This is a genomic window from Nocardia sp. NPDC055165 (genome assembly GCF_053606985.1).
This window is the reverse complement of record NZ_JBSGSS010000006.1, coordinates 74,766-96,379: the sequence shown is the minus strand read 5'-3', so window position 1 is coordinate 96,379 and position 21,614 is coordinate 74,766. Positions and strand designations below refer to the sequence as shown.

At 69.0% G+C, this 21,614-nt stretch carries 18 protein-coding genes; 13 read left to right on the top strand and 5 right to left on the bottom strand.

Going from position 1 to position 21,614, the window contains the following annotated elements; all coding sequences use genetic code 11:
* Nucleotides 1-20 precede the first annotated feature (20 nt).
* Together ACWFRF_RS14425 and ACWFRF_RS14420 are read right to left on the bottom strand one after the other, a co-directional pair.
* Nucleotides 21-857 carry a glutamate ABC transporter substrate-binding protein gene (locus ACWFRF_RS14425; protein WP_378988538.1) on the bottom strand — a complete coding sequence of 279 codons (837 nt, stop codon included), beginning with the start codon at nt 855-857 and terminating at the stop codon, nt 21-23.
* Nucleotides 858-892: 35 nt separating this feature from the next.
* Nucleotides 893-1,621, bottom strand: coding sequence for an amino acid ABC transporter ATP-binding protein (locus tag ACWFRF_RS14420; protein WP_378655486.1), 729 nt, complete (start codon nt 1,619-1,621; stop codon nt 893-895).
* Nucleotides 1,622-1,862: 241 nt separating this feature from the next.
* On the opposite strand from ACWFRF_RS14420, the gene miaB reads away from it, so the two are divergent.
* Together miaB and ACWFRF_RS14410 are read left to right on the top strand one after the other, a co-directional pair.
* Complete coding sequence (miaB, locus tag ACWFRF_RS14415) at nt 1,863-3,419, top strand: tRNA (N6-isopentenyl adenosine(37)-C2)-methylthiotransferase MiaB (RefSeq protein ID WP_378988540.1); 1,557 nt, start codon at nt 1,863-1,865, stop codon at nt 3,417-3,419.
* Nucleotides 3,420-3,508: 89 nt separating this feature from the next.
* The gene (locus ACWFRF_RS14410; RefSeq protein ID WP_379312144.1) at nt 3,509-4,108 is read left to right on the top strand and encodes an Rv2732c family membrane protein; all 600 of its coding nucleotides are present in this window, start codon (nt 3,509-3,511) and stop codon (nt 4,106-4,108) included.
* 57 nt (nt 4,109-4,165) lie between these two features.
* Here the strand turns inward: ACWFRF_RS14410 and ACWFRF_RS14405 are convergent, their stop codons facing one another.
* Nucleotides 4,166-5,545: a DUF349 domain-containing protein gene (locus ACWFRF_RS14405; RefSeq protein ID WP_378988544.1), complete on the bottom strand. Its 1,380-nt coding sequence runs from the start codon at nt 5,543-5,545 to the stop codon at nt 4,166-4,168.
* 263 nt (nt 5,546-5,808) lie between these two features.
* Here ACWFRF_RS14405 and ACWFRF_RS14400 point away from each other — a divergent pair, with 263 nt between their 5' ends.
* From ACWFRF_RS14400 to ACWFRF_RS14370, 7 genes are all read left to right on the top strand, one after another.
* Nucleotides 5,809-6,582, top strand: a complete 774-nt coding sequence (locus tag ACWFRF_RS14400) for a hypothetical protein (protein WP_452450309.1) — start codon at nt 5,809-5,811, stop codon at nt 6,580-6,582.
* The gene (gene miaA, locus ACWFRF_RS14395; protein ID WP_452450307.1) at nt 6,579-7,517 is read left to right on the top strand and encodes a tRNA (adenosine(37)-N6)-dimethylallyltransferase MiaA; all 939 of its coding nucleotides are present in this window, start codon (nt 6,579-6,581) and stop codon (nt 7,515-7,517) included. The genes ACWFRF_RS14400 and miaA overlap by 4 nt, the downstream gene beginning before the upstream one ends.
* The gene (locus tag ACWFRF_RS14390; RefSeq protein ID WP_387442418.1) at nt 7,514-8,350 is read left to right on the top strand and encodes a TrmH family RNA methyltransferase; all 837 of its coding nucleotides are present in this window, start codon (nt 7,514-7,516) and stop codon (nt 8,348-8,350) included. Before miaA ends, ACWFRF_RS14390 begins: the two co-directional genes overlap by 4 nt.
* Nucleotides 8,351-8,394: 44 nt before the next feature.
* Nucleotides 8,395-9,276 (top strand): diaminopimelate epimerase, encoded by an 882-nt coding sequence (dapF, locus tag ACWFRF_RS14385; protein WP_378989118.1) that lies wholly within the window; start codon nt 8,395-8,397, stop codon nt 9,274-9,276.
* A gap of 172 nt (nt 9,277-9,448) precedes the next feature.
* On the top strand, nt 9,449-10,882 hold the full coding sequence (gene hflX, locus ACWFRF_RS14380; RefSeq protein WP_449967504.1) for a GTPase HflX: 1,434 nt from the start codon (nt 9,449-9,451) through the stop codon (nt 10,880-10,882).
* 127 nt (nt 10,883-11,009) lie between these two features.
* Nucleotides 11,010-11,873, top strand: a complete 864-nt coding sequence (locus tag ACWFRF_RS14375; protein ID WP_379312148.1) for a lysophospholipid acyltransferase family protein — start codon at nt 11,010-11,012, stop codon at nt 11,871-11,873.
* 128 nt (nt 11,874-12,001) lie between these two features.
* Complete coding sequence (locus ACWFRF_RS14370) at nt 12,002-12,748, top strand: pirin family protein (RefSeq protein WP_449967408.1); 747 nt, start codon at nt 12,002-12,004, stop codon at nt 12,746-12,748.
* Here the strand turns inward: ACWFRF_RS14370 and lexA are convergent.
* Nucleotides 12,745-13,383 (bottom strand): transcriptional repressor LexA, encoded by a 639-nt coding sequence (gene lexA / locus ACWFRF_RS14365; RefSeq protein WP_379312155.1) that lies wholly within the window; start codon nt 13,381-13,383, stop codon nt 12,745-12,747. The genes ACWFRF_RS14370 and lexA overlap by 4 nt on opposite strands.
* Nucleotides 13,384-13,689: 306 nt before the next feature.
* Here lexA and ACWFRF_RS14360 point away from each other — a divergent pair, with 306 nt between their 5' ends.
* The 3 genes from ACWFRF_RS14360 to nrdR all read left to right on the top strand — a co-directional run bounded on the left by ACWFRF_RS14360 (nt 13,690) and on the right by nrdR (nt 16,310).
* A complete protein-coding gene (locus ACWFRF_RS14360; RefSeq protein ID WP_452450304.1) occupies nt 13,690-14,400 on the top strand; it encodes a hypothetical protein in 711 nt (236 codons plus the stop codon).
* A gap of 161 nt (nt 14,401-14,561) precedes the next feature.
* Nucleotides 14,562-15,788, top strand: coding sequence for a hypothetical protein (locus ACWFRF_RS14355; protein WP_452450302.1), 1,227 nt, complete (start codon nt 14,562-14,564; stop codon nt 15,786-15,788).
* 57 nt (nt 15,789-15,845) lie between these two features.
* Nucleotides 15,846-16,310: a transcriptional regulator NrdR gene (gene nrdR, locus ACWFRF_RS14350; protein WP_378626625.1), complete on the top strand. Its 465-nt coding sequence runs from the start codon at nt 15,846-15,848 to the stop codon at nt 16,308-16,310.
* Between the two features lie 33 nt (nt 16,311-16,343).
* Here nrdR and hrpA read toward each other — a convergent pair whose 3' ends face one another.
* Nucleotides 16,344-20,561: an ATP-dependent RNA helicase HrpA gene (gene hrpA / locus ACWFRF_RS14345; RefSeq protein WP_452450300.1), complete on the bottom strand. Its 4,218-nt coding sequence runs from the start codon at nt 20,559-20,561 to the stop codon at nt 16,344-16,346.
* Between the two features lie 257 nt (nt 20,562-20,818).
* On the opposite strand from hrpA, the gene ACWFRF_RS14340 reads away from it, so the two are divergent.
* Complete coding sequence (locus tag ACWFRF_RS14340) at nt 20,819-21,466, top strand: Pr6Pr family membrane protein (protein WP_452450298.1); 648 nt, start codon at nt 20,819-20,821, stop codon at nt 21,464-21,466.
* Nucleotides 21,467-21,614: the final 148 nt, after the last annotated feature.

Here is a 21,614-nt window from a genome sequence, read left to right as displayed (position 1 = left end):
CACCGATGGTCAGTGGTTGATCAGTAGCGGTCGACGGTCGGCGGTGCGGGCACCGCGATACCGGTACCCGCGAAGTTCTTCTCCTGCGAGGCCTTCCACGAACCGTCATCGATCATCGCCTGGATGGCGTCGTTGACCTTGCCGCGCAGCTCCGAATCGCCCTTCTTCAGGCCGATGCCGTACTTCTCGGTGGTGAAGGGCTTGTTCACCAGCTTGAAGGTGCCCGGCGACTGCGCGGCGTAACCGGCCAGGATGACGTTGTCGGTGGTGACCGCGTCGATCGCGCCGCTACGCATCGCCTCGATGCACAGCGAGTAGGTGTCGTAGGTCTGCAGCTGCGCCTGCGGGTAGTTCTTCTCGATGTTCTGGGCCGGGGTGGAGCCCTTCACCGAGCAGACCTTCTTGCCCGAGAGGGAATCGGGGCCGGTGATGTCGGTGTTGGCGGCCGGGACGAGCAGGTCCTGGCCCGCGATGTAGTAGGGGCCGCCGAAATCGACCTTCTCCTTGCGCTTGTCGTTGATCGAGTAGGTGGCCACGACGAGGTCGACCTGACCGTTCTCGATCAGCGTCTCGCGCTGCGCCGACGGCGATTCCTTGAAGGTGAGGTTCTCCGGCTTCACGCCGAGCTTGTCGGCGACGTACTTGGCGACGTCGACGTCGAAGCCGCTGTAGGTGCCGTCGGTATTGCGCAGGCCCAGACCCGGCTGGTCGAACTTGATGCCGATGGTCAGCTTGCCGTCCTTGGCGTTGTCCAGCGCCGACTTGTTGTCACCGCCACCACAGGCCGCGGTGACGGTGGCTGCCAATACCAGTGCCGCTGCGCCGATTCCGACGCGCATCGCACGATTGATCCTCATGGGTTTCCTTCTCCTTGTGACAATGGTGCTGCGAGTCAGTGACTGAGAATTTTGCCGAGGAAGTCCCTGGCGCGTTCGGATTTCGGTGCGGTGAAGAACGTTTCGGGCGCGGCGTCTTCGACGATCTCGCCGTCGGCCATGAACAGCACGCGGTCGCCCGCACGGCGGGCGAAGCCCATCTCGTGGGTGACCACGAGCATGGTCATGCCTTCCTTGGCCAGCGCCACCATCACGTCGAGCACCTCGTTGACCATCTCGGGGTCCAGCGCCGAGGTCGGCTCGTCGAACAACATGACCTTGGGATCCATGGCCAGTGAGCGGGCGATCGCCACGCGCTGCTGCTGGCCGCCCGAGAGCTGGGCCGGGTACTTGTCGGCCTGGTTGGCGATGCCGACCCGCTCGAGCAGGGCGAGGGCGTGCTTGCGCGCCTCGTCCTTCTTCTTCCCGCGGACCTTCGTCGGCGCCAGCATCACGTTCTCGAGGATGGTCTTGTGCGCGAACAGGTTGAACGACTGGAACACCATGCCCACCTCGGCGCGCAGCGCGGCGAGAGCCTTGCCCTCGTCGGGCAGTGCGACGCCGTCGATGGCGATGTCACCGGAGTCGATCGGTTCGAGGCGATTGATCGTGCGGCACAGGGTGGATTTCCCCGAACCCGACGGGCCCAGGACGATCACGACCTGCCCACGGGGCACTTCGAGGTGGATATCGCGCAGGACATGGAGCTCACCGAAGTGTTTGTCCACGTTGCGCATCGAGATCATCGGCGGAGCAGCGGTGGTGGCTGCGGCGTCGGCGTTCCCGTTCGCGGGTGCGGCGTCGTCGGTCATGGTCAGAAACCTTATGTCCATTCTGGAGAATTGCCCGGCTTTCGAAGACATGCCGTGACGGCACGCCGAAACGACACCTGCTGGTAACCCGGCGGCTGCCCGTTACCTTTGCGTATTATCGCGCGAACGCAACCGTGACGCGCATCACACTCAGGGCTGCCCGTACCCTGGACAGGTGGATTCGACGGTTCAGGACGCGACTGAGGGCGCGACGCAGCACAGCTCTGTGGCGCAGCGCAGCTATGAGGTTCGCACATTCGGCTGCCAGATGAACGTGCACGACTCCGAACGCCTGTCCGGGCTGCTCGAGGACGCGGGCTATGTCAAGGCCGCCACCGGAGAGACGCCCGATCTGATGGTGTTCAACACCTGCGCGGTGCGCGAGAACGCCGACAACAAGCTCTACGGCACGCTCGGTCAGCTGGTCCCGGTCAAGCAGGGGCGCCCCGGCATGCAGATCGCCGTCGGCGGCTGCCTGGCGCAGAAGGATCGCGAGACCGTGGTGCGCAAGGCGCCGTGGGTCGACGTGGTGTTCGGCACCCACAACATCGGTTCGCTGCCGGTGCTGCTCGAGCGGGCCCGGCACAACGAGCAGGCGCAGGTGGAGATCCTCGAATCGCTCGAGGCTTTCCCGTCGACGCTGCCCGCCAAGCGGGAGTCGGCGTACGCGGGCTGGGTGTCGATCTCGGTGGGCTGCAACAACACCTGCACGTTCTGCATCGTGCCCGCACTGCGTGGCAAGGAAGTGGATCGCCGTCCCGGAGACGTGCTCGCCGAGGTGCAGGCGCTGGTCGACCAGGGCGTGCTGGAAGTGACCCTGCTCGGACAGAACGTCAACTCCTACGGCGTGAACTTCGTCGATCCCGAGCAGCCGCGCGACCGTGGCGCGTTCGCGCAGCTGCTGCGCGCGACCGGACAGATCGAGGGCCTCGAACGCGTGCGGTTCACCTCCCCGCATCCCGCGGAGTTCACAGACGATGTGATCGAGGCGATGGCGGCTACCCCGAACGTCTGCCCGCAGCTGCACATGCCGCTGCAATCGGGTTCGGATCGGGTGCTGAAAGCGATGCGCCGTTCCTACCGCAAGGAGCGTTTCCTCGGCATCATCGACAAGGTGCGCGCCGCGATGCCGCACGCGTCGATCACCACCGACATCATCGTGGGCTTCCCCGGCGAGACCGAGGAGGACTTCCTCGAGACCCTCGACGTGGTCCGGCGCGCCCGCTTCACCAGCGCCTACACCTTCCAGTACTCCAAGCGTCCCGGAACTCCGGCCGCCGACCTGCCCGATCAGCTGCCCAAGCAGGTCGTGCAGGAACGCTTCGAACGCCTGATCGCCTTGCAGGACCAGGTCTCCTGGGAGAACAACCAGGCGCTCATCGGCACCGAGGTGGAACTGCTCGTCGCCGAGGGCGCGGGCAAGAAGAACGCGGTGACCGCGCGGATGAGCGGTCGTGCGCGCGACGGCAGGCTGGTGCACTTCCGGCCCGGCGACGTGACCGGCATCCGGCCGGGCGACATCGTCACCGTCGACATCACCGAGGCGGCGCCGCACCATCTCATCGCCGACAGCGCGGTGAAGTCACATCGGCGTACCGCCGCCGGTGACGCGCACGAACGCGGCATCACGCCCAAAACGGCGCCGATCGGTGTCGGTCTCGGGTTGCCCCGGATCGGCGCACCGATCATCGAGACGGTCGAGAGCGGCTGTTCGACGGGGTGCTCGTCGTGAGCGACGACGAATCTACTACCGGTCGTAGTGGGTCGGATGCGAACGGCGCGTCCGGTGATGGCACAGTGGGACCCGCCAACGACCAGCCTGTGGACAGGAGCGGACACGCGGTGAACCCGGCGCGCAACGACGAGGATTTCGAACAATTCCGCGGTGAACTCGACGCGGTCGAGCGCCGCATCGCCGGTGAGATCGACCCAGGCGCGCGAGCGCTGGTGGTGGCGGGCGCGGTCTTCGCGCTGCTGATCTCGCTGGTCCTGCCGACCGCCGGTACGGCGCGCGGCTTCGACGTGCTGCTCGACACCGACGCGGCGGGAGTCGAACACATCGGCCTGCCGTCGCGGATCTTCGTGTGGCTGGTCATCGTCTTCGGCGTCGGCTTCTCGCTGCTGGCGCTGACCACCCGTCGCTGGGTCCTGGCCTGGATCGCCTGCGCGGGGTCGGCCGTGGGCTCGGTGTTCGGTGTGCTCTCGATCTGGCACCGCCAGACCCCGGGCCTGGGCAACTACCAGGGCGCGGGTCCGGGGATCGGCCTCATCCTGGGCACCCTCGCGATCATGGTGCTCACCTTCCACTGGGTTCGTGTGGTGTGGAGCCGCACCGCCGTGCAACTCGCCGCGGAGGAACAGCGTCGCACCGCGGCCCGCGAAGCCGAGGATCGCGACCGCAAGCGACTCAGCGGCGAATAGTCCTGCGAGACAAGAAAACCCCCGACCGAATCGGCCGGGGGTTTCTTTCTGTCCCGCTCACAGATTGCTGACTGCGCCCTCTGCGGCTTCGGCCCATTCGCGCCACTGCTGTGCCTGCTCGAGCGCCTTCTCCGCATCGCGCTTTTTGCCCGCCGCGGTGGCCTTGGCGGCCTGCTCCTCGAACTGGGCGACCCGCTCACGGAACTGCGCGGCTCGCGCGACGGCCTCGGGATCGGAACGACGCCACTGCTGATCGGCCGCGTCGCGAACCCGCTTCTCGATGGCGCGCAGCTTGGCTTCGAGTTCCTGCATGCGCTCGCGGGGGACCTTGCCGATGGCGTCCCACTTGTCCTGCAGCTCGCGCAGCGCGTTGCGGGCGGCGTCCACGCCGTTGGCCGGGTCGATGTGCTCGTAAGCGGCCAGCAGTTCCAGCTTGGCGGCGGCGTTGTGATCGAACTCGGCGTCGCGCTCGCTGACCGCCGCGTTGCGGGCGGCGAAGAACACATCCTGGGCGCTCTTGAACCGTCGCCACAGCGACTCGTCGGCCTCGCGCGGTGCCCGGCCCGCGGCCTTCCACTCGGTGAGCAGGTCGCGGAACACCGCGGCGGTGCCGGTCCAGTCGGTGGAGTCGGCCAGCTCCTCGGCGCGCACGCACAGCTCTTCCTTGCGCGTCTTGGCGGTGGCGCGTTCGCGGTCGAGGTCGGCGAAGTGGGCGCCGCGCCGGCGGTTGAACGCCTCACGGGCCTTGGAATAGCGCTTCCACAGCGCGTCGTCGACCTTGCGGTCGACCCCGCGGATCGACTTCCACTCGTCGAGGATCTCGCGCAGCCGGTCGCCCGCGGCCTTCCACTGGGTGGATTCGGCGGCGATCTGCTCGGCCTCGGCGGCGAGAGCTTCCTTGCGCTCGGTGTGCTCGTGGCGGGCGCGGTCCTTCTCCTCCTTGGCGTGCGCGGCGGCTTCCTCGGAGTGTTCGGTGATGACCTGTAGCCGCGCGGCGAGGCCGTCGATATCGCCGATGACGGCCGCCGTCGGCAGCGTCTCGGCCAGTGCCAGCGCGGCCGCCTTGGTCTTGCGGGCATCGGCCCCCGCGGCCAGCCTGGCCTCGAGCAGCGCGACCTCGGTCGCCAGATCGTCGAAGCGGCGGCCGAAGTGCGCCAAGCCCTCGGCGACGTCGCCCGCCTGCCAGGAGCCGACGATCCGTTCGCCATCCGCGGTCCGCACCCAGGCGGTGCCGTCTTCGTCGACGCGGCCCCACTTGCCCGGGTCGGTGGCACTGGGCACGATCACGGCGTGCGGATGCGGTTGATCGGGGCCCGGCGCCGGTTTCACGGCATGGGGTTTCGGCGGACGCGGAGCATTCCCGCCGGGCTTGGGGGTACCGGACGGTCGCGGGGCCGGACCTGGGGTGGGCTTCGCGGTTCCGTTGCTGTCGGTCATTGCTCTCCGTCCCTGCCGCGCGTCACGGCTGCCTGGTTACGCCCTAGCACATCCCATTGAACCCGGTTCGAGCCGCGGAAACCATCGATCCGGAGGATCGAATAGCGGATTTCCTGGGATTTCGTCCCGGACGACGTGGGTAGTCGCACCTGAAAACACTAGCAATCTCGGCGGGCATCCCTACGCCGGACACTCGCAGACCGCCGCGCGCCCGCGCCGCGCCGGATGTGGGCCCCGGTGCGCGCTGCGGCTACGGTTACCGCGTGTTCTCGATAGCGGCCCTGGTCCCGTCGCCGCCGATGCTGGTGCCCGAACTGTGTGGGCGAGTCCCGGTGTCCGGCAGCGATCCCGACGATCCGACCGTGGTGCTGCGCGCGGCCGCCCTCGACGCCGCCGCGGCCCTCGCCGAGGCCGCCGACCGGTGGGTCGTCGTCGGAGTCGGTAGCCATGACCTGGCCTACGGTTCGGCGACCCGGGGGACCTTCCGTGGGTTCGGCGCCGACGTCGTCGTCGGACTCGGCCCGGCGGGCGAGGACCCCGGTCCAGCAGACGCTCAGCTTCCCCTTCCGGTACTGGTCGCCGGATGGTTGCGGGAGCAGGCCGCGCCCCGGATCTCGGTGCGGGCCCGGCTGTTCGCCGCGGGCACCTCGGCCATCGATTGCACCGCGGCGGGCGCCGCGCTGCGCGCCGAACTGGACAGCGAGCAGGACCCGTGCGCGGTGCTCGTCGTCGCGGACGGTGCCGCGACGTTGACGGTCAAGTCGCCCGGCTATCTCGACGAGCGGGCCACCGCTGTTCAGCACGACCTCGACGCGGCGCTGCGCACGGGTTCGCGGGCAGGCTTGGCCGCGCTCGAGCCGGACCTGTGCGCGGCGCTGCTCGTCGACGGCCGCGCCGCCTACCAGGTACTCGGCGGTCTGTTCGCCGCCGATTCGGCCGATCCGCGGGTCCGTACCCTGTACCAGGGCGCACCCTATGGCGTCGGCTACGACGTGAGCGTGTGGCAACCGGGTGGACGGGAAGGGATCGACGAGTGACGAGCAGACCGATCGCGGTCGTCGGCCCCACCGCCACCGGGAAATCCGACCTCGCCCTCGATCTCGCCACCGAACTCGGCGGCGAGATCGTCAACATCGACGCGATGCAGCTCTATCGCGGGATGGATGTCGGCACCGCGAAACTGGCGCCCGACCAGCGACGCGGTATCCCGCACCACCTGCTCGACGTGCTCGACGTCACCGAGACGGCGACTGTCGCCGCCTACCAGAGCGCGGCCCGTGCCGTCGTCGAGGACATCATGGCGCGTGCGAAGACCCCGGTCATCGTCGGCGGTTCGATGATGTACGTGCAGGCGCTGCTCGACGAGTGGGATTTCCCGGCCACCGATCCCGAGGTCCGCGCCCGCTGGGAAGCGCTCCTGGAGGAGGGCGGGGTGCAGGCGCTGCACGCGGCGCTGCGCGAGGCCGACCCGGTCGCCGCGGCGACCATTCTGCCCACCGACGGGCGGCGCATGGTGCGCGCGCTCGAGGTGGTCGAGCTGACCGGTCGCCCGTTCGCCGCCTCGGCCCCGACCATCGGCGCCCCGCGCTGGAACACCGCGATTCTCGGCGTCGACCGGGAGACCGCCGCCCTCGATGCCCGCATCGAGACCCGCACCGCCCTGATGTTCGAACACGGTCTGGTCGACGAGGTCCGCGGACTGATCGACCGGGGCCTGCGCGAAGGCCAGACCGCCCGCCGCGCGATCGGCTACGCCCAGGTGCTGGCCTACCTCGACGACGAATACGACCTCGGCCACGCTCGCGAACGCACCCTGATCGGCACCCGTCGCTACGTGCGACGGCAGCGGTCGTGGTTCCGTCGTGACCCCAGGGTCTCCTGGGTCGACGGGGCCGATCCCGAGCTCGCCGCGACCGCGCTGGCCCTGCTCTCCGAAGCGAATACCGACCCGATAGGACGGACAGCGCAGTGACGCGACGAGTGAGTACCCGCAACGCCTCGGTGCAGGTGTGGCAGGCATACCTCAACAATCGGACGAAACGTCATCGTGACGGCCGGTTCCTCGTGCAAGGCGTGCGCCCGATCACGCAGGCGCTGGCCAATGACTGGCCGCTGGAAACCCTGCTCTACCGGCTCGGTGGCCCCGAACTGTCGAGCTGGGCGCGCGAGATCCTCGACACCGCCGACGTGCCGCAGGTGGGCCTCGTGCCCGAGCTCATGGCCGATCTGGGAGAGAAGGCGGCGAGCGCACCGGAGATCGTGGCGGTCGCGGTGTCGCGACACCGCGATCTGGCCGACTACGCACCCGGTGAGCCGGGGGAGGACGCCCCGGTGGTCGTCGTGTTCGATCGCCCGAACTCGCCCGGCAACCTCGGCACCTTGATCCGCTCGGCCGACGCCTTCGGCGCTTCCGGGGTGATCGTCACCGGTCACGGCGCCGACCAGTTCGACCCGCAGGCCGTGCGCGCCTCGACCGGCTCGCTGTTCGCCGTGCCGGTGCTGCGCGCGGCGGGCCCCGGTCAGGTACTCGAATTCCGCGACCGCCAGGCGGCGCGCGGCATCCCCACCCGCATCGTCGGCACCGATGAACACGCGCCGGGCACCATCTACGACCACGACTTCACCGAGGCGACGATTCTGGTCGTCGGCAACGAGACCACCGGCATGAGCTCGGCCTGGGCCGACGCGTGCGACGACCTGGTCACCATCCCGATGGGCGGCACCGCCAGTTCGCTCGGCGCGCCGTCGGCGGGGGCGATCAGCCTCTACGAGATCGCCCGGCAGCGGCGTACCTTCGCCCGGTAGTGAAACCGTCGACGGCGCAGAGGAGAATGGCCGACGTGTCCGACATCGAATTCAGCAAGGGCCACGGCACCCAGAACGACTTCGTGGTGCTGCCCGACCTCGAGGTGCGCCTCGACCTGACGGCCGACCGCGTCGCCGCACTGTGCGACCGGCAGCGTGGCCTCGGCGCCGACGGCGTGTTGCGCGTGGCGAAGGCCGGTGCGTTGCTCGCCGCCGGTGTGCTGGAAGCGCTGCCGGAGGGCGTCGGCGCCGAGGACTGGTTCATGGACTACCGCAACGGTGACGGGTCGATCGCCGAGATGTGCGGCAACGGCGTGCGGGTCTTCGCGCACTACCTCGGTGCCACCGGGCTCGAACAGCGCACCGAATACGTCGTCGGCAGCCGTGCGGGCGCCCGTCCGGTCGTGGTGCACGCCGCCGGTCGGACCGACGGTGAGGTGACGGTGGACATGGGCGTCGTCCGCGAACTCGGCCCGTCCACCGCGACCCTGGCGGGCTGGGCCCTGGCCGGAATCGGCATAGATGTCGGCAATCCGCATCTGGCCTGCGTCGACGACAGTCTGACCGTCGACGCGCTCGCCAAACTCGACCTGAGCGTTTCCCCCGGCTTCGACCCCGACCTGTTCCCGCACGGGGTGAACGTCGAGATCCTCACCGCGCTCGACGCGGACAACAGCGTCGACATGCGCGTGTACGAACGCGGCGTCGGCGAAACCCGTTCCTGTGGCACCGGCACCGTGGCCGCCGCCGCTGCCGCGCTGACCGCCGCCGGTGTGTCGATCGGCACCGAATCCGGCGAGGTCACCGTGCGTGTGCCCGGCGGGCAGGTGCGTGTCGGGATCGCCGACGGACGTGCCTGGTTGCGCGGTCCCTCGGTCCTGCTGGCCTCGGGAACGCTGTCGCAGTCCTGGTGGGACGCGCAGTAGCACCGATAACCGCGTGCACGCTGTCACCCGGACGTGGCAGCATAGAGAACGTATGACGAAACCAGTAGAACCCACAGAATCCACATCGGCCGAGCACACCACCGCGGCCGATCCCGACGTCGCCGCCGATCGCGGTGACGTCGATGATGCGCTGGCCCGCCACGCGGCCCGCATGAAACAGCCCGGTTGGGCGGCCGATCCGACCGTCGGCGAGATGCAGCTCGACGAGCGCTCGTCGCTGCGACGCGTCGCCGGGTTGTCCACCGAGCTCACCGACATCACCGAGGTCGAGTACCGCCAGCTGCGCCTCGAGCGCGTGGTGCTGGTCGGTGTCTGGACCAGCGGCAGTTCGGCCCAGGCCGAGGGGAGCATGGTCGAACTGGCCGCGCTCGCCGAGACCGCGGGCTCGGAGGTCCTCGAGGCGCTGATCCAGCGCCGCGACAAGCCCGACCCGGCCACCTACATCGGCTCCGGCAAGGCCGAAGAGCTGCGCACGGTCGTTCTCGACACCGGTGCCGACACGGTGATCTGCGACGGTGAACTCACGCCCGCGCAGCTCACCGCGCTGGAGAAGGTCGTCAAGGTGAAGGTCATCGACCGGACCGCGCTGATCCTCGACATCTTCGCCCAGCACGCCACCTCTCGCGAGGGTAAGGCCCAGGTCGCGCTGGCGCAGATGGAGTACATGCTGCCGCGCCTGCGCGGCTGGGGTGAGTCGATGTCTCGTCAGGCCGGTGGCCGGGCGGGCGGCGCCGGCGGTGGCGTCGGCACCCGCGGTCCCGGTGAGACGAAGATCGAAACCGATCGTCGCCGGATCCGCGAACGGATGGCCAAACTGCGCCGCGAGATCCGGGAGATGAAGACCGCCCGTGACACCATGCGCGCGCGCCGCACCGAGAGCGGAGTGCCCTCGATCGCGATCGTCGGCTACACCAACGCGGGCAAGTCCAGCCTGATGAACGCGCTCACCGGCGCCGGCCTGCTCGTGCAGAACGCGCTGTTCGCCACCCTGGACCCGACCACCCGCCGGGCCGCGCTCGACGACGGCCGCGAGATGGTGTTCACCGACACCGTCGGCTTCGTCCGCCACCTGCCGACCCAGCTGGTCGAGGCCTTCCGCTCGACCCTGGAAGAGGTCACCGGCGCCGATCTGCTGCTGCACGTCGTCGACGGCGCCGATCCGCTGCCGCTCGAACAGATCAAGGCGGTCCGCGAGGTGATCACCGATGTGATCAGGGAGCAGGGCACGCCGGCGCCGCCGGAACTGCTGGTGGTCAACAAGATCGACGCCGCCGACCCGAACGAGCTCACCCGGTTGCGCGGCATGTTGCCGCAGGCGGCGTTCGTCTCCGCCCAGACCGGCGCGGGCGTGGACGAGTTGCGTGAGCGGCTCTCGGAGGTGCTCGGCGGACTCGATGTCGACATCAGTGTGCTGCTGCCCTACAGCCGTGGCGACCTGCTCGCCCGCATCCACGCGGACGGCCGGATCGTCACCGCCGAGCACGAGGAGGGCGGTACCCGGGTTCGCGCGCGCGTGCCGCACGCGTTGGCCGCCGCCCTGTCCGAGTACGCGCACTCCGGTCCCGCGGAACCGGTGCTCAGCTGATCTTTTTCGCTGATTTGCCCGCCGGTTGCGGACAAATGTCGATGCGACACAGGGATTTTCGAACGCTATGGTCGAATATCGACAGCAGGAGGGTGTTATGTCGAACGACCATCAAGGTACGGAAAAAGTGACGGAGAACAGGGTTGCGGTGGGCGACCCTGTTCTCTCGGATGGGGCGCCGCTGAACCCGGCGCCGAGTGAATGGGACATCCGCGCGTTCGAAGCGGTGCTCGCGCCGCTGCGGGCGTGGACCAGTCCGAAGTTCTACGGTCTGGACAATATTCCGGCCGAAGGGCCGGTGCTGATCGTGGCCAACCACAATCTGCTCGGCGGGATCGACGCACCGCTGATCATGCCGGAGATCCTGCGCCAGCGCGGCAGGCTGGTGCGCGGTCTGGCCGAGCATGTGCTGATGGTGCCCGGCGTGCGGGATTTCCTGCATCATTTCGGTGCGGTGCGCGGTACCCGCTCGAACTGCCTGGCGCTGCTCGAGCGCGGGGAGGCGGTGGTGGTGTTCCCCGGCGGTGGCCGGGAGGCGATCCGCCGCAGCGGCGAGAAGTACGAGCTGAAGTGGGAGGGCCGCACCGGGTTCGCGCGGATGGCGATCCAGGCGGGGGTGCCGATCGTGCCGCTGGCGATGATCGGCATCGACGATGCCTACGACATCGTCGTCGACGGTCAGCACCCGGTGATGTCTCCGCTGCGCTGGACCTGCCGCCTGCTCGGGATCAATCCCGAGTTGAGCCCGCCGCTGGTCAAGGGAGTCGGCCCGACGCCGCTGCCCCGCCCGGAACGGTTCTACTTCTCGGCGGGCGCGCCGATCGACCCCACACCGTGGATGGACGCCGACGACATCGACGGTGCGTCCGCCGATCTGCGTGATGTGGTGCGCAAGGGCCTCGAGGAAGAACTGCAGTTCCTGTTCAACGAGCGCGACCGCGACAGCGGGCGCACGCTGGTCGGCCGCCTGCGCAACGCGCTGCCCTGGTGACCGCAACCGCCTGATCGGCTGGATCGGCGCCGCAGGGCAGACGCGTTCGTGCCGGTGCGGAATGCCCGCGGCGCCGATCTCGTTACCCCAGTTATACGGACTAGGGTCCGGATAACGAGAGGGTGGCGATGATCGTGACGGAACAGGTCCAGGTCGTGCCCGGCGCCGACCGCAGGCGCTGGCGCAACGAATGGCTCGACTCGCGCCAGTCGTTCCCGGTCACCGGCAACTTCGTGCTCGAGGACTCCGCGCACGGGCTGCTGCTCGTGCACAACGAGGACATCGTCGACCCGGGCGAGGGCTTCGACACCCATCAGCACCGCGACACCGAGATCCTCACCTGGGTGCTGGAAGGCACCGTGGTGCATCAGGATTCGGCCGGACACTCGGGGGTGATCCGTCCCGGCCTCGCGCAGCGGATGAGCGCGGGCGCGGGCATCCTGCATTCGGAGCGCAACGGGGCGGGCTACCGGGAGAAGGAGCGGCTGCACGTCGTGCAGATGTGGATACCGCCGGACGCGACGGGCGTCGCCCCGAGCTACCAGGAACTCGATATCGAAGGTGACCTCGCCCGCAACGCGCTGGTGCCGGTGGCGTCCGGTATGGCGCGCCATCGCGGCGAGGCGGCGATCGGGATCGGTAACCGCCACGCTGCCTTCCACGTCGCGCGGCTGGACCCTGGCCAGGCGATCACCGTCCCCGATGCGCCCTACGGTCACGTCTTCCTCGCTCGTGGCACCGCCGACTACGAGGGCTACGGCACCCTGGAGCAGGGCGACGCCGTCCGCCTGACAGCGACCGGCGGCCACCGCGTCACCGCGGTGACCGCCGCCGAGCTGCTGATCTGGGAGATGACCGCGACCGCGCGCCGCTAGACCTTGCGGATGACGGTGACGACCTTGCCCAGGATTTGCGCGTCGTTGCCGGGGATCGGCTCGAAGTGCGGGTTGTGCGGCATCAGCCACACGTCCTTACCGCTGCGTTTGAAGGTCTTCACGGTGGCCTCGCCGTCGATCATCGCCGCGACGATGTCGCCACCCTCGGCGACGTTCTGCTGACGTACCACCACGAAGTCACCGTCGCAGATGGCCGCGTCGACCATCGACTGGCCGACGACCTTGAGCAGGAACAGTGATCCCTCGCCGACGAGTTCGCGCGGCAGCGGGAACACATCTTCCACGGCCTGCTCGGCCAGGATCGGGCCACCGGCGGCGATCCGGCCGAGGACCGGGACGAAGGTCGGAGTCGGGCGGCTCGGGTCGACCTCGTCGGTCTGCTGGGACAGCGTGGTGACCGAGCGAACCGCCTCGTCGAGTCCGCGGACATTCACCGCGCGCGGCCGGTTCGGGTCGCGACGGAGGTAGCCCTTGCGTTCGAGGGCGCGCAGTTGATGAGCCACCGAGGAGGTGGAGGTGAGGCCGACCGCGTCGCCGATCTCACGGATGCTGGGCGGGTAGCCCCGTTCGGTCACCGAGGAGCGGATGACATCGAGGACCGTGCGTTGACGCACGGTGAGATCCGTCCCGGATCCCGATGTGACGGTGCCGGTGCCGCTTTCGTCACCCGTGTCGTCTGTGTGGGTCACCGTGTCCCGCCCTTCCAGTTGTCGAATTCGCCATCTCGAGGCTAGTCGTGCCACGCCGAACTATCAAACATCTGTTCGAGCATGTCGGGCGTTTCGTGCTGACAGCGGCGCGGGGATCTGGTAGAAATCGAACATCAGTTCGTCGCACAGGTGTTCGAACGGCGGGAGGCATTGCCGCCTCACCAGTACTTTCTCGCAGCAGCGGAGCACACCACCCCGGAGGTTCTTCCGATGAGCACAGCAACCAGCGCCCTGCGTTCCGTAGACCGCACCGCCGCCCCGGAGCCCGTGCTCCGCCGCCGCCGGTCCGCCCGCACCCCACGACCTTTCGCCGTGGTTCGATCGGCGATGTCACGCTCGACGGGCATCGAACGCCAGGCCGTCGAAGCATCGTCGACCGCGCCCATCGCAAGCCCCGCCTCGCCTCGCCCGGTCGCGACCGCGTCCGCGAGCGTGGCACGCAGTATCGTCCGCTCCGGCGAGTTGAGCCCACCCGCGAACGGCCTGCCCGCGACCGAAGCCGCCGACATCGTCCGCGTTCCCCGGCGGATAGACCTCACCGACGCCGAACTCGATCTCGCCTTCGCCACCGTGCCCCGCAGCGCACCGGCGCGCCGTTCCCGTGAGATCGTTCGCCCGCCGGCGGCGGACCGCGGCCCGCGGCACCGCGCGCCGCACAGCGATCTCGCGCTCTATGCCCGCGGTCCCGTGCGTACCGGCCGCGCGCGGGGCGTCCACCCGCTGCATCGAGTCGAGCAGGCCAAGGCCGGGTTCGCCGCGCTCGCCGTGACGGCGCTGGTGACCGCGCTGATCGTCGTCGCCTTTCTCGGGCTCGCCCACGTGCGCGCGGGTAGTTTCGCCGACCACGTCGACTCGACGACGCCCGGAATTTCGGAGCAGGCCGGGTTCGGGTCCGGAGCGGGGTCCGAGCCGGGGCGATGAGTCGAAAATCGCTGCGCGGAAGCATTTTCGCCGCGGGTTCCGGCAGTGTGCGAGATCATCTGTATCGACGAATCACACCCTGAAACTAGAACACGTTGCTACGGTGACGAGCATCCTGAATCGGGGCGGGGGCCCCGGTCGAACCCGGATGCGAGGTCTCGGTGCGCCGCTGCTCGATCGCTCTACTGCTCGGTGTGGTGCTCGGTGCCCTACTGGCACCCGCCGCGCACGCGGCTCCCGGCTACACCGAGTACCTCGATCTCCCCGCGCTCAACGGTGTGGGCGAATACGGTGGCGGGCTGCACCCGGCGCTGCCCTCGGCGCAGCAACCCCTGCGGGACGCACTCACCCAGGCGCGCGACGACGGCATCGACCCCGCGCGGTACGCGACGCTGCTGCACCAGTACTGGCTCGTCGTCGCCACCGACAATGCCGCGATCGACCTCGAAGCCTGGGCGCCCGAGCGTGGCGTCGCGGCCAATTCCGCCACCTTCAGCCAGGTGTACGTGAACTACTTCCGCCTCGCCGCCACCCGCTCCGATCTCTACTGGGCGGGCATGGCGGGCATCGCGGGCGCGTCCTTCGCCGCCGGCTTCTTCGACGTCGGTGACGTCGCCGGCGGTGTGTCCGTGGGCGGAATCCACGAACTCGGCAATGCTGTCGCCGACCTGTTGCGTGCCACCCCGCCGGAACTGCTCGCCGGCGTCCCGGCCGATATCAGCGGTCTGGCCGCCCTCGGCCCTCGGCTGACCGCCGCCGACCTGGCCTGGTATCAGACCCGGCTGATGATCATGCAGAAGCACATCTTCATCGACCTGGTCCCGATGCACGAGGCCTATCTCGCCGACGGGATGGCGGGCATCGAGGAGATGTCCGCGGCCGGCCTGCTCGACGACGGCATGCGGACGGCCTGGGCCGGGATCGACGGCGGCACCGAAGCGGGTCGCGGCGACGCGCTGGTCGCGATGGCCGATCGGGAACAGAACCAGATCATCGCCGACCAGTGGGATGTGACCGCACGCGGTCGTGCCGGGATGGGCAGGGTGCTCACCTACGTCACCACGGTCGCGGGCAAGCCCGCCGTCCCCGGCACCCGCGCCCCCGGCGTGTACGCCCCGGTCACGGTGTGGTCGCCGATCGCCGCGGGGCGGCCGATGGGTCTGCGGACGCCACTGCCCGCGTTCAACTGGGCCGACCGGGAGACCCGCTGGGACTACATCGCCGCCGACCTGCTGCCGCGTCATCTCGACCTCGCGACCGACGCGGCACGCGCGGGGACGGTGTATCGCGAACCGTTCACCGTCAAGCTCGGCCGGGGCCGGATGCTCGCCCGGCTACCCGACATCATCGCGGACCTGGCCACGCAGTGGCAGGTTGTGCCATCCTGACCGGTATCCTGTCAAGAGCCATGGAATAGAAATGCGCATCGACGAAGGAACCCTCGGATGCATTGCCCGTATTGCCGACACCCCGACTCGCGCGTCGTCGACTCGCGGGAAGTCGAGGAGGGCACCGCGATCCGCCGCCGTCGTTCCTGCCCGAGCTGTGCGCGTCGATTCACCACCGTCGAGACCGCGATCCTGTCGGTGGTCAAGCGCAGTGGCGTGACCGAGCCGTTCAGCCGCGAGAAGGTGATCGTCGGTGTGCGCCGGGCCTGCCAGGGCCGTGAAGTCGACGACGACGCCCTGAACCTGCTCGCCCAGCAGGTCGAAGACGCGGTGCGCGCCAAGGGATCTCCCGAAGTGCCGAGCCACGAGGTCGGCCTCGCCATCCTCGGCCCCCTGCGCGACCTCGACGAGGTGGCCTACCTGCGTTTCGCCTCGGTGTACCGATCCTTCACCAGCGCAGCCGATTTCGAACGCGAGATCACCGAGATGCGTGCTGCTCGAGCGGTCGCCGCGACCGACTGATCCACGCCCCGGCGCCGCCTCGGCAGCGGATTCTCAGCGCCGGATCGAGGTGATCGCCTTCTCGATGCGTTTGGCCGACACCGGATACGGCGTACCCAGCTTCTGGGCGAACAGGCTGACTCGCAGTTCCTCGATCATCCACCAGATCTCGGTGACGTCGCGGGCGTTCTTGCGCGCCGGGGGCAGCGCGGCGACGAGCTTGTCGTAGGCGGCGAGCATCCGGTCCACCTCGACCATCGCCTGCCGGTCGCGCACCGCCGAACCCGGCAGTGATTCCAGGCGCTGGGCCGCCGCGAGGAGGTAGCGCGGGAGTTCGCGCAGCCGCACCCGGCCCCACTCGGCGACGAAGCCGGGGAACAGGAGGTCGTCGAGCTGCTGACGCACGTCGCCGGCGATATCGGCTTCGAGGGTGTCGGCCAGCGCGGCACGCGCCTGCTGGGCGGCGGCCAGGACGGGCACGACGGTACGGATCAGCGCGACGACCGCCGTGGACAGTTGCGGGCGGACGGCGGCCACCAGTTTGTCGAACTCCTCCGGCGAGCGCACCGGGCCGCCTGCCTTGGCGATCAGTTCGTCGGCGGCGGCGATCCGGCAGTCCTCGACCAGCTTGTCCAGGGAACCGTCGGGGTTCTGACTCAGCGCCAGCCGATCGCGGGCGGGCAGTCCGGCGGTGACCGCCCGCGTCGAGGTGGGGATCGCGGCGAGCAGCAGGGTGCGTACGCCCGCTCGCATCGCGGCCGCCTGTTCGCCGGGCGAGCTAAGGACACGCACCGCGACGCCCTCGCCCTCGGGCACCAGTGCCGGGTACCCGGTCACGGTCTGGCCGGCGACTTCGCGGCTCACGGTCGGCGCGACCGAACCGAGCGACTCCGAGGTCCACACTGTCGCGGGCGCGCGCTCGGCACCGGCGGTCGCCCGCGCGACCGACGCCGAAACCTGATCGGCCAGTGTCGCTTTGAGCTGTTGCAGGCTCTTGTTCTTGGCCAGTACCTTGCCGCTCAGATCGACTGCGGCGAAGGTCATCCGCAGGTGATCGGGCAGTGCGGTGGGGGAGAGGTCGTCGGTGGTGATGGTGACCGCACCCAGCCGGGACAGTTCCCGTGCGAGCCCGGTGCGCAGCGGTTCGGCGCGCGGTGTCAGCCCGCGCAGGGCCGCCGACGCGAAGTCCGGCGCGGGAACGACCGCGCGCCGCAACGTTTTCGGCAGTGTTTTGATGAACGCGGTGGCCAGCTCCTCACGCATGCCGGGCACCAGCCAGTCGAAGCCGACCGCCCGCACGTGCGCGAGCTGTTCCACCGGGATCCGCGCGGTGACGCCGTCGTCGTCCTGGCCCGGCTCGAACTGGTAGGTGAGCGGGAAGCTGAGTTCACCCTGGCGCCAGGCGTCGGGAAAATCGGTCGGGTCCAGGGTGGCGACACCGGCATTGACCACGGTGTCGGTCGAGAAGTCCAGCAGTGTGGGGTCATCGCGCTCGGTCTTGCGCCACCAGCTGTCGAAATGGCGCACCGACACGACATCGGCGGGGACGCGCTTGTCGTAGAACTCGAACAGCACTTCGTCGTCGACGAGGAGGTCGCGGCGCCGTGCCCGGTGTTCGAGGTCGGCCACATCGTCGATCAGGGCGCGATTGCGGGCGAAGAACCCGTGCCGTGTCTGCCATTCGCCCTGCACCAGTGCATGGCGCAGGAACAGTTCGCGCGACAGTTCCGGGTCGATGCGCCCGAAGTCGACGGGACGTCCGGTCACCAACGGCACGCCGTACAGTGTCGCGCGCTCGTAGGCACGCGCCGACCCGCGCTTGGCCGACCAATGCGGTTCGGAGTAGGTACGTTTCACCAGATCGCCGGCGAGCCGTTCGGCCCACTCCGGCTCCACTTTCGCCGCGATCCGTCCCCACAGCCGCGAGGTCTCCACCAGTTCGGCCGCCATCACCCAGCGCGGCGCCTTCTTGGCCAGCGACGACCCGGGGAAGATCATGAACTTCGCATTGCGGGCCCCGAGGAACTCGCGCGATTCCGCCTCGCGCACGCCGATGTGCGAGAGCATGCCCGCCAGCAGCGACTGGTGGATCTGTGCGCTGGGCCACGGCATCGCGTCGTCGGCCGAATCCGAGGACCCGCCACCGGATTGCTGCCCACGCGTGGCTGTGCCACCGCCGCGTCGAGACCGTTCACCTGCCTGTCGCGAGTCGGTGCCCTTGGTATCGGCCCGACCGGCAGTGGCGTTCGTTTCGGCCGCACCGGCGCTCGGCTCTGCCACCGCGCGTTGGCTTTTCCCGCGTCCGCGGCCACGGCGTCCGCGACTGCCCTCGGAGCCGTCGGCACCGCCCGCAGTGGTGCGGGAGTCCGTCGGTCCTCGGCTCGTGCCCGCGTCGTTCCAGCCCATCCCGCGGGCGATGGTGCGCAACTGGCCGTGCAGGTCCTGCCACTCCCTGATGCGCAGGTAGTGCAGGAACTCGTCGCGGCACATCCGCCGGAACTGGTTGGACGACAGCGATTTGCGCTGCTCGGTGAGGTAGTCCCACAGCCGCAGGTAGGCCAGGAAGTCCGAGCCCTCGACGACGAAGCGCGCGTGCTGGGTGTCGGCCGCCTGCTGGTGCTCGACGGGTCGTTCTCGCACATCCTGGATCGACAGCGCCGCGACGATGATCAGCACCTCGTCGAGGCACCCGTTGCGCTGGGCCTCGACGAGCATGCGCGCCATCCGCGGATCCACCGGCAGCTGCGCCATCTCCCGCCCGATCGGCGTGAGTGTCAGATGCTTACCCGAATCAGCTTCGCCGTCAACAGATTTCGTGCTGCCGTGCGCCAGTGCGCCCAGCTCTTCGAGCAGGGCGATACCGTCGCGGATGGCCCGGCGGTCGGGGGCCTCCACGAACGGGAAACTCTCGATATCGCCCAGCCCCAGCGCCGTCATCTGCAGGATGACCGCGGCGAGGTTGGTGCGCAGGATCTCCGGCTCGGTGAACGCGGACCGGGCCTCGAAATCGTCCTCGGAATACAGCCGGATACAGATGCCGTCCGCCACGCGCCCACAGCGACCCGATCGCTGCCGCGCCGAGGCCTGCGAGACCTCTTCGATCGGCAGGCGCTGCACCTTCGTCCGCATCGAATAGCGCGAGATGCGCGCGGTGCCGGGGTCGATCACGTAGCGGATACCGGGCACGGTCAGCGAGGTCTCGGCGACATTGGTGGCCAGTACCACCCGGCGACCGGTGTGCGGGGCGAACACCTTGTGCTGCTCGGCGGCCGACAGGCGCGCGTACAGCGGCACGATCTCGGTGCGGGGGAGTTTCAGGTCGCGCAGAGCGTCTGCGGTGTCGCGGATCTCGCGTTCGCCCGACAGGAACACCAGCACATCACCGTCGCCCGCGGCGAACAGTTCCACGACTCCGTCGGCGATGGCGTCGGTGGGGTCGCGGTCGACGACCCGGGTGTCCTCGTCGTCGTCGGAGCCGGGCAGTTCCAGCGACAGCGGCCGGTACCGCAACTCCACCGGATACGACCTGCCCGACACTTCCACGATCGGCGCGGGTGTGCCGTGCGCGTCGGCGAAATGGCGGGCGAACAGTTCGGGATCGATCGTGGCCGAGGTGATGATCACCTTGAGATCGGGCCGCTGCGGCAGCAGCTGCTTCAGATACCCGAGCAGGAAGTCGATATTGAGGCTGCGTTCGTGGGCCTCGTCGATGATGATCGTGTCGTAGCGGCGCAGCATCCGATCGCGCTGGATCTCGGCGAGCAGGATGCCGTCGGTCATGAGTTTGACCAGCGTGCGATCCGAGGCCTGATCGGTGAAGCGGACGGTATAGCCGACCACGTCGCCGAGTTCGGTGCCCAGTTCCTCGGCGATGCGTTCGGCCACGGTGCGCGCGGCGAGCCTGCGCGGCTGGGTGTGACCGATGGTGCCGCGGATTCCGCGACCGAGTTCGAGGCAGATCTTCGGGATCTGGGTGGTCTTGCCCGAGCCCGTCTCACCGGCCACGATCACGACCTGGTTGGCGGCGATGGCGGCGGCGATGTCGTCGCGGCGCGCGGAAACCGGCAGTTGTTCGGGGTAGGTGATCTGCGGAAGCGCCGCGCGGCGATTGGCCACGCGGGTCTCGGCGGTGGCGATCTCGGCCTCGACGGCGGGCAGGTCGTCGGGGCGCGCACGGTCGAGCTTGCGCCGGAGCCGATGTTCATCGCGCAGCGAGACCTCCGCCAGGCGGGTGCGCAGCGCGCGGGTTCCGGTGCTAGCTGTCCTGGTCATTGCGCCTACCAGCCTAGCGAAGCCCGCCACCGGTTTTCCCGCGCGTCGCCCGCTCGCGCCGTCGCGGAGACCAACGACACACCACGACACCCGCCCGTCACCGTCCGCGCGTCCGGTCGGCACCGCGCGACGCGATGACCGTGCGCACACGAACTCCCGGTCAGCGGGGGTCCGTCATGCGAGGATCCGGGCATGAGCGGTCAGCGGGCACCTCGGGTCGCCAGGCGGGCCGCCCGACCATGCGAAAGGGGCACAGCATGAGCGTTTCGGTGCGAACGGCGTGGTGGATCAGGGCCTGTCGGCTCGGTTTCGGGCTGCTCGGAATCCTCGCCCTGGTCTGGATCCCGGTGCGGAACCTCGACTCGGCGACGTTCTCGCTCACGAACTATCTGAGCTACTTCACCATCGAGTCCAACATCTTGGCTGTGATCGTGCTGCTCGTCGGTGGCCTGATAGCGCCGCAGAGCCCGCGCTGGCAGATATTTCGCGGCGCGGTCACCCTGTACATGCTCATCACGATGGTCGTCTACGCGGTTCTGCTGGCCGATGTCGACGTGATGCTCACCGACAAGTGGATCAACGATGTCCTGCATCGCATCGTGCCGCTGGTCCTGCTGCTGGACTGGCTGTTCGTCGCGATGGCGCAACGCTTGCGCCCCAGCCTCGAACTGATCGGCCTGTGGCTGATCTTCCCGGTCGCCTACGGCGTCTACAGCCTGATCCGCGGCCCGATCGTCGACTGGTACCCCTACCCGTTCATCGACCCAAGACCGCCATTAGGGGTTACGTCGATGGTACTGGGTCTGGTCGTGCTCGCCGGTGTGTTCGCCTTGTTGGCCGTAGCCATGGCGTCACTGGGTGACCTGCCCGCGTGGTGGCGGGAACGCAAGTCCACACCGGGATGAGGTGCGAGGCTCTTTTGACACGTAAGTGTCACCTCGATTTGCGCCGCTGAAATCGGCCGACCCAGACCGGAGTAGCCGAGACGTCCAAAATTCCGCCCAGCGTCGAATCTGGGTGACCGTAGGCCATGACTGTGCGTCGACGTTCGGG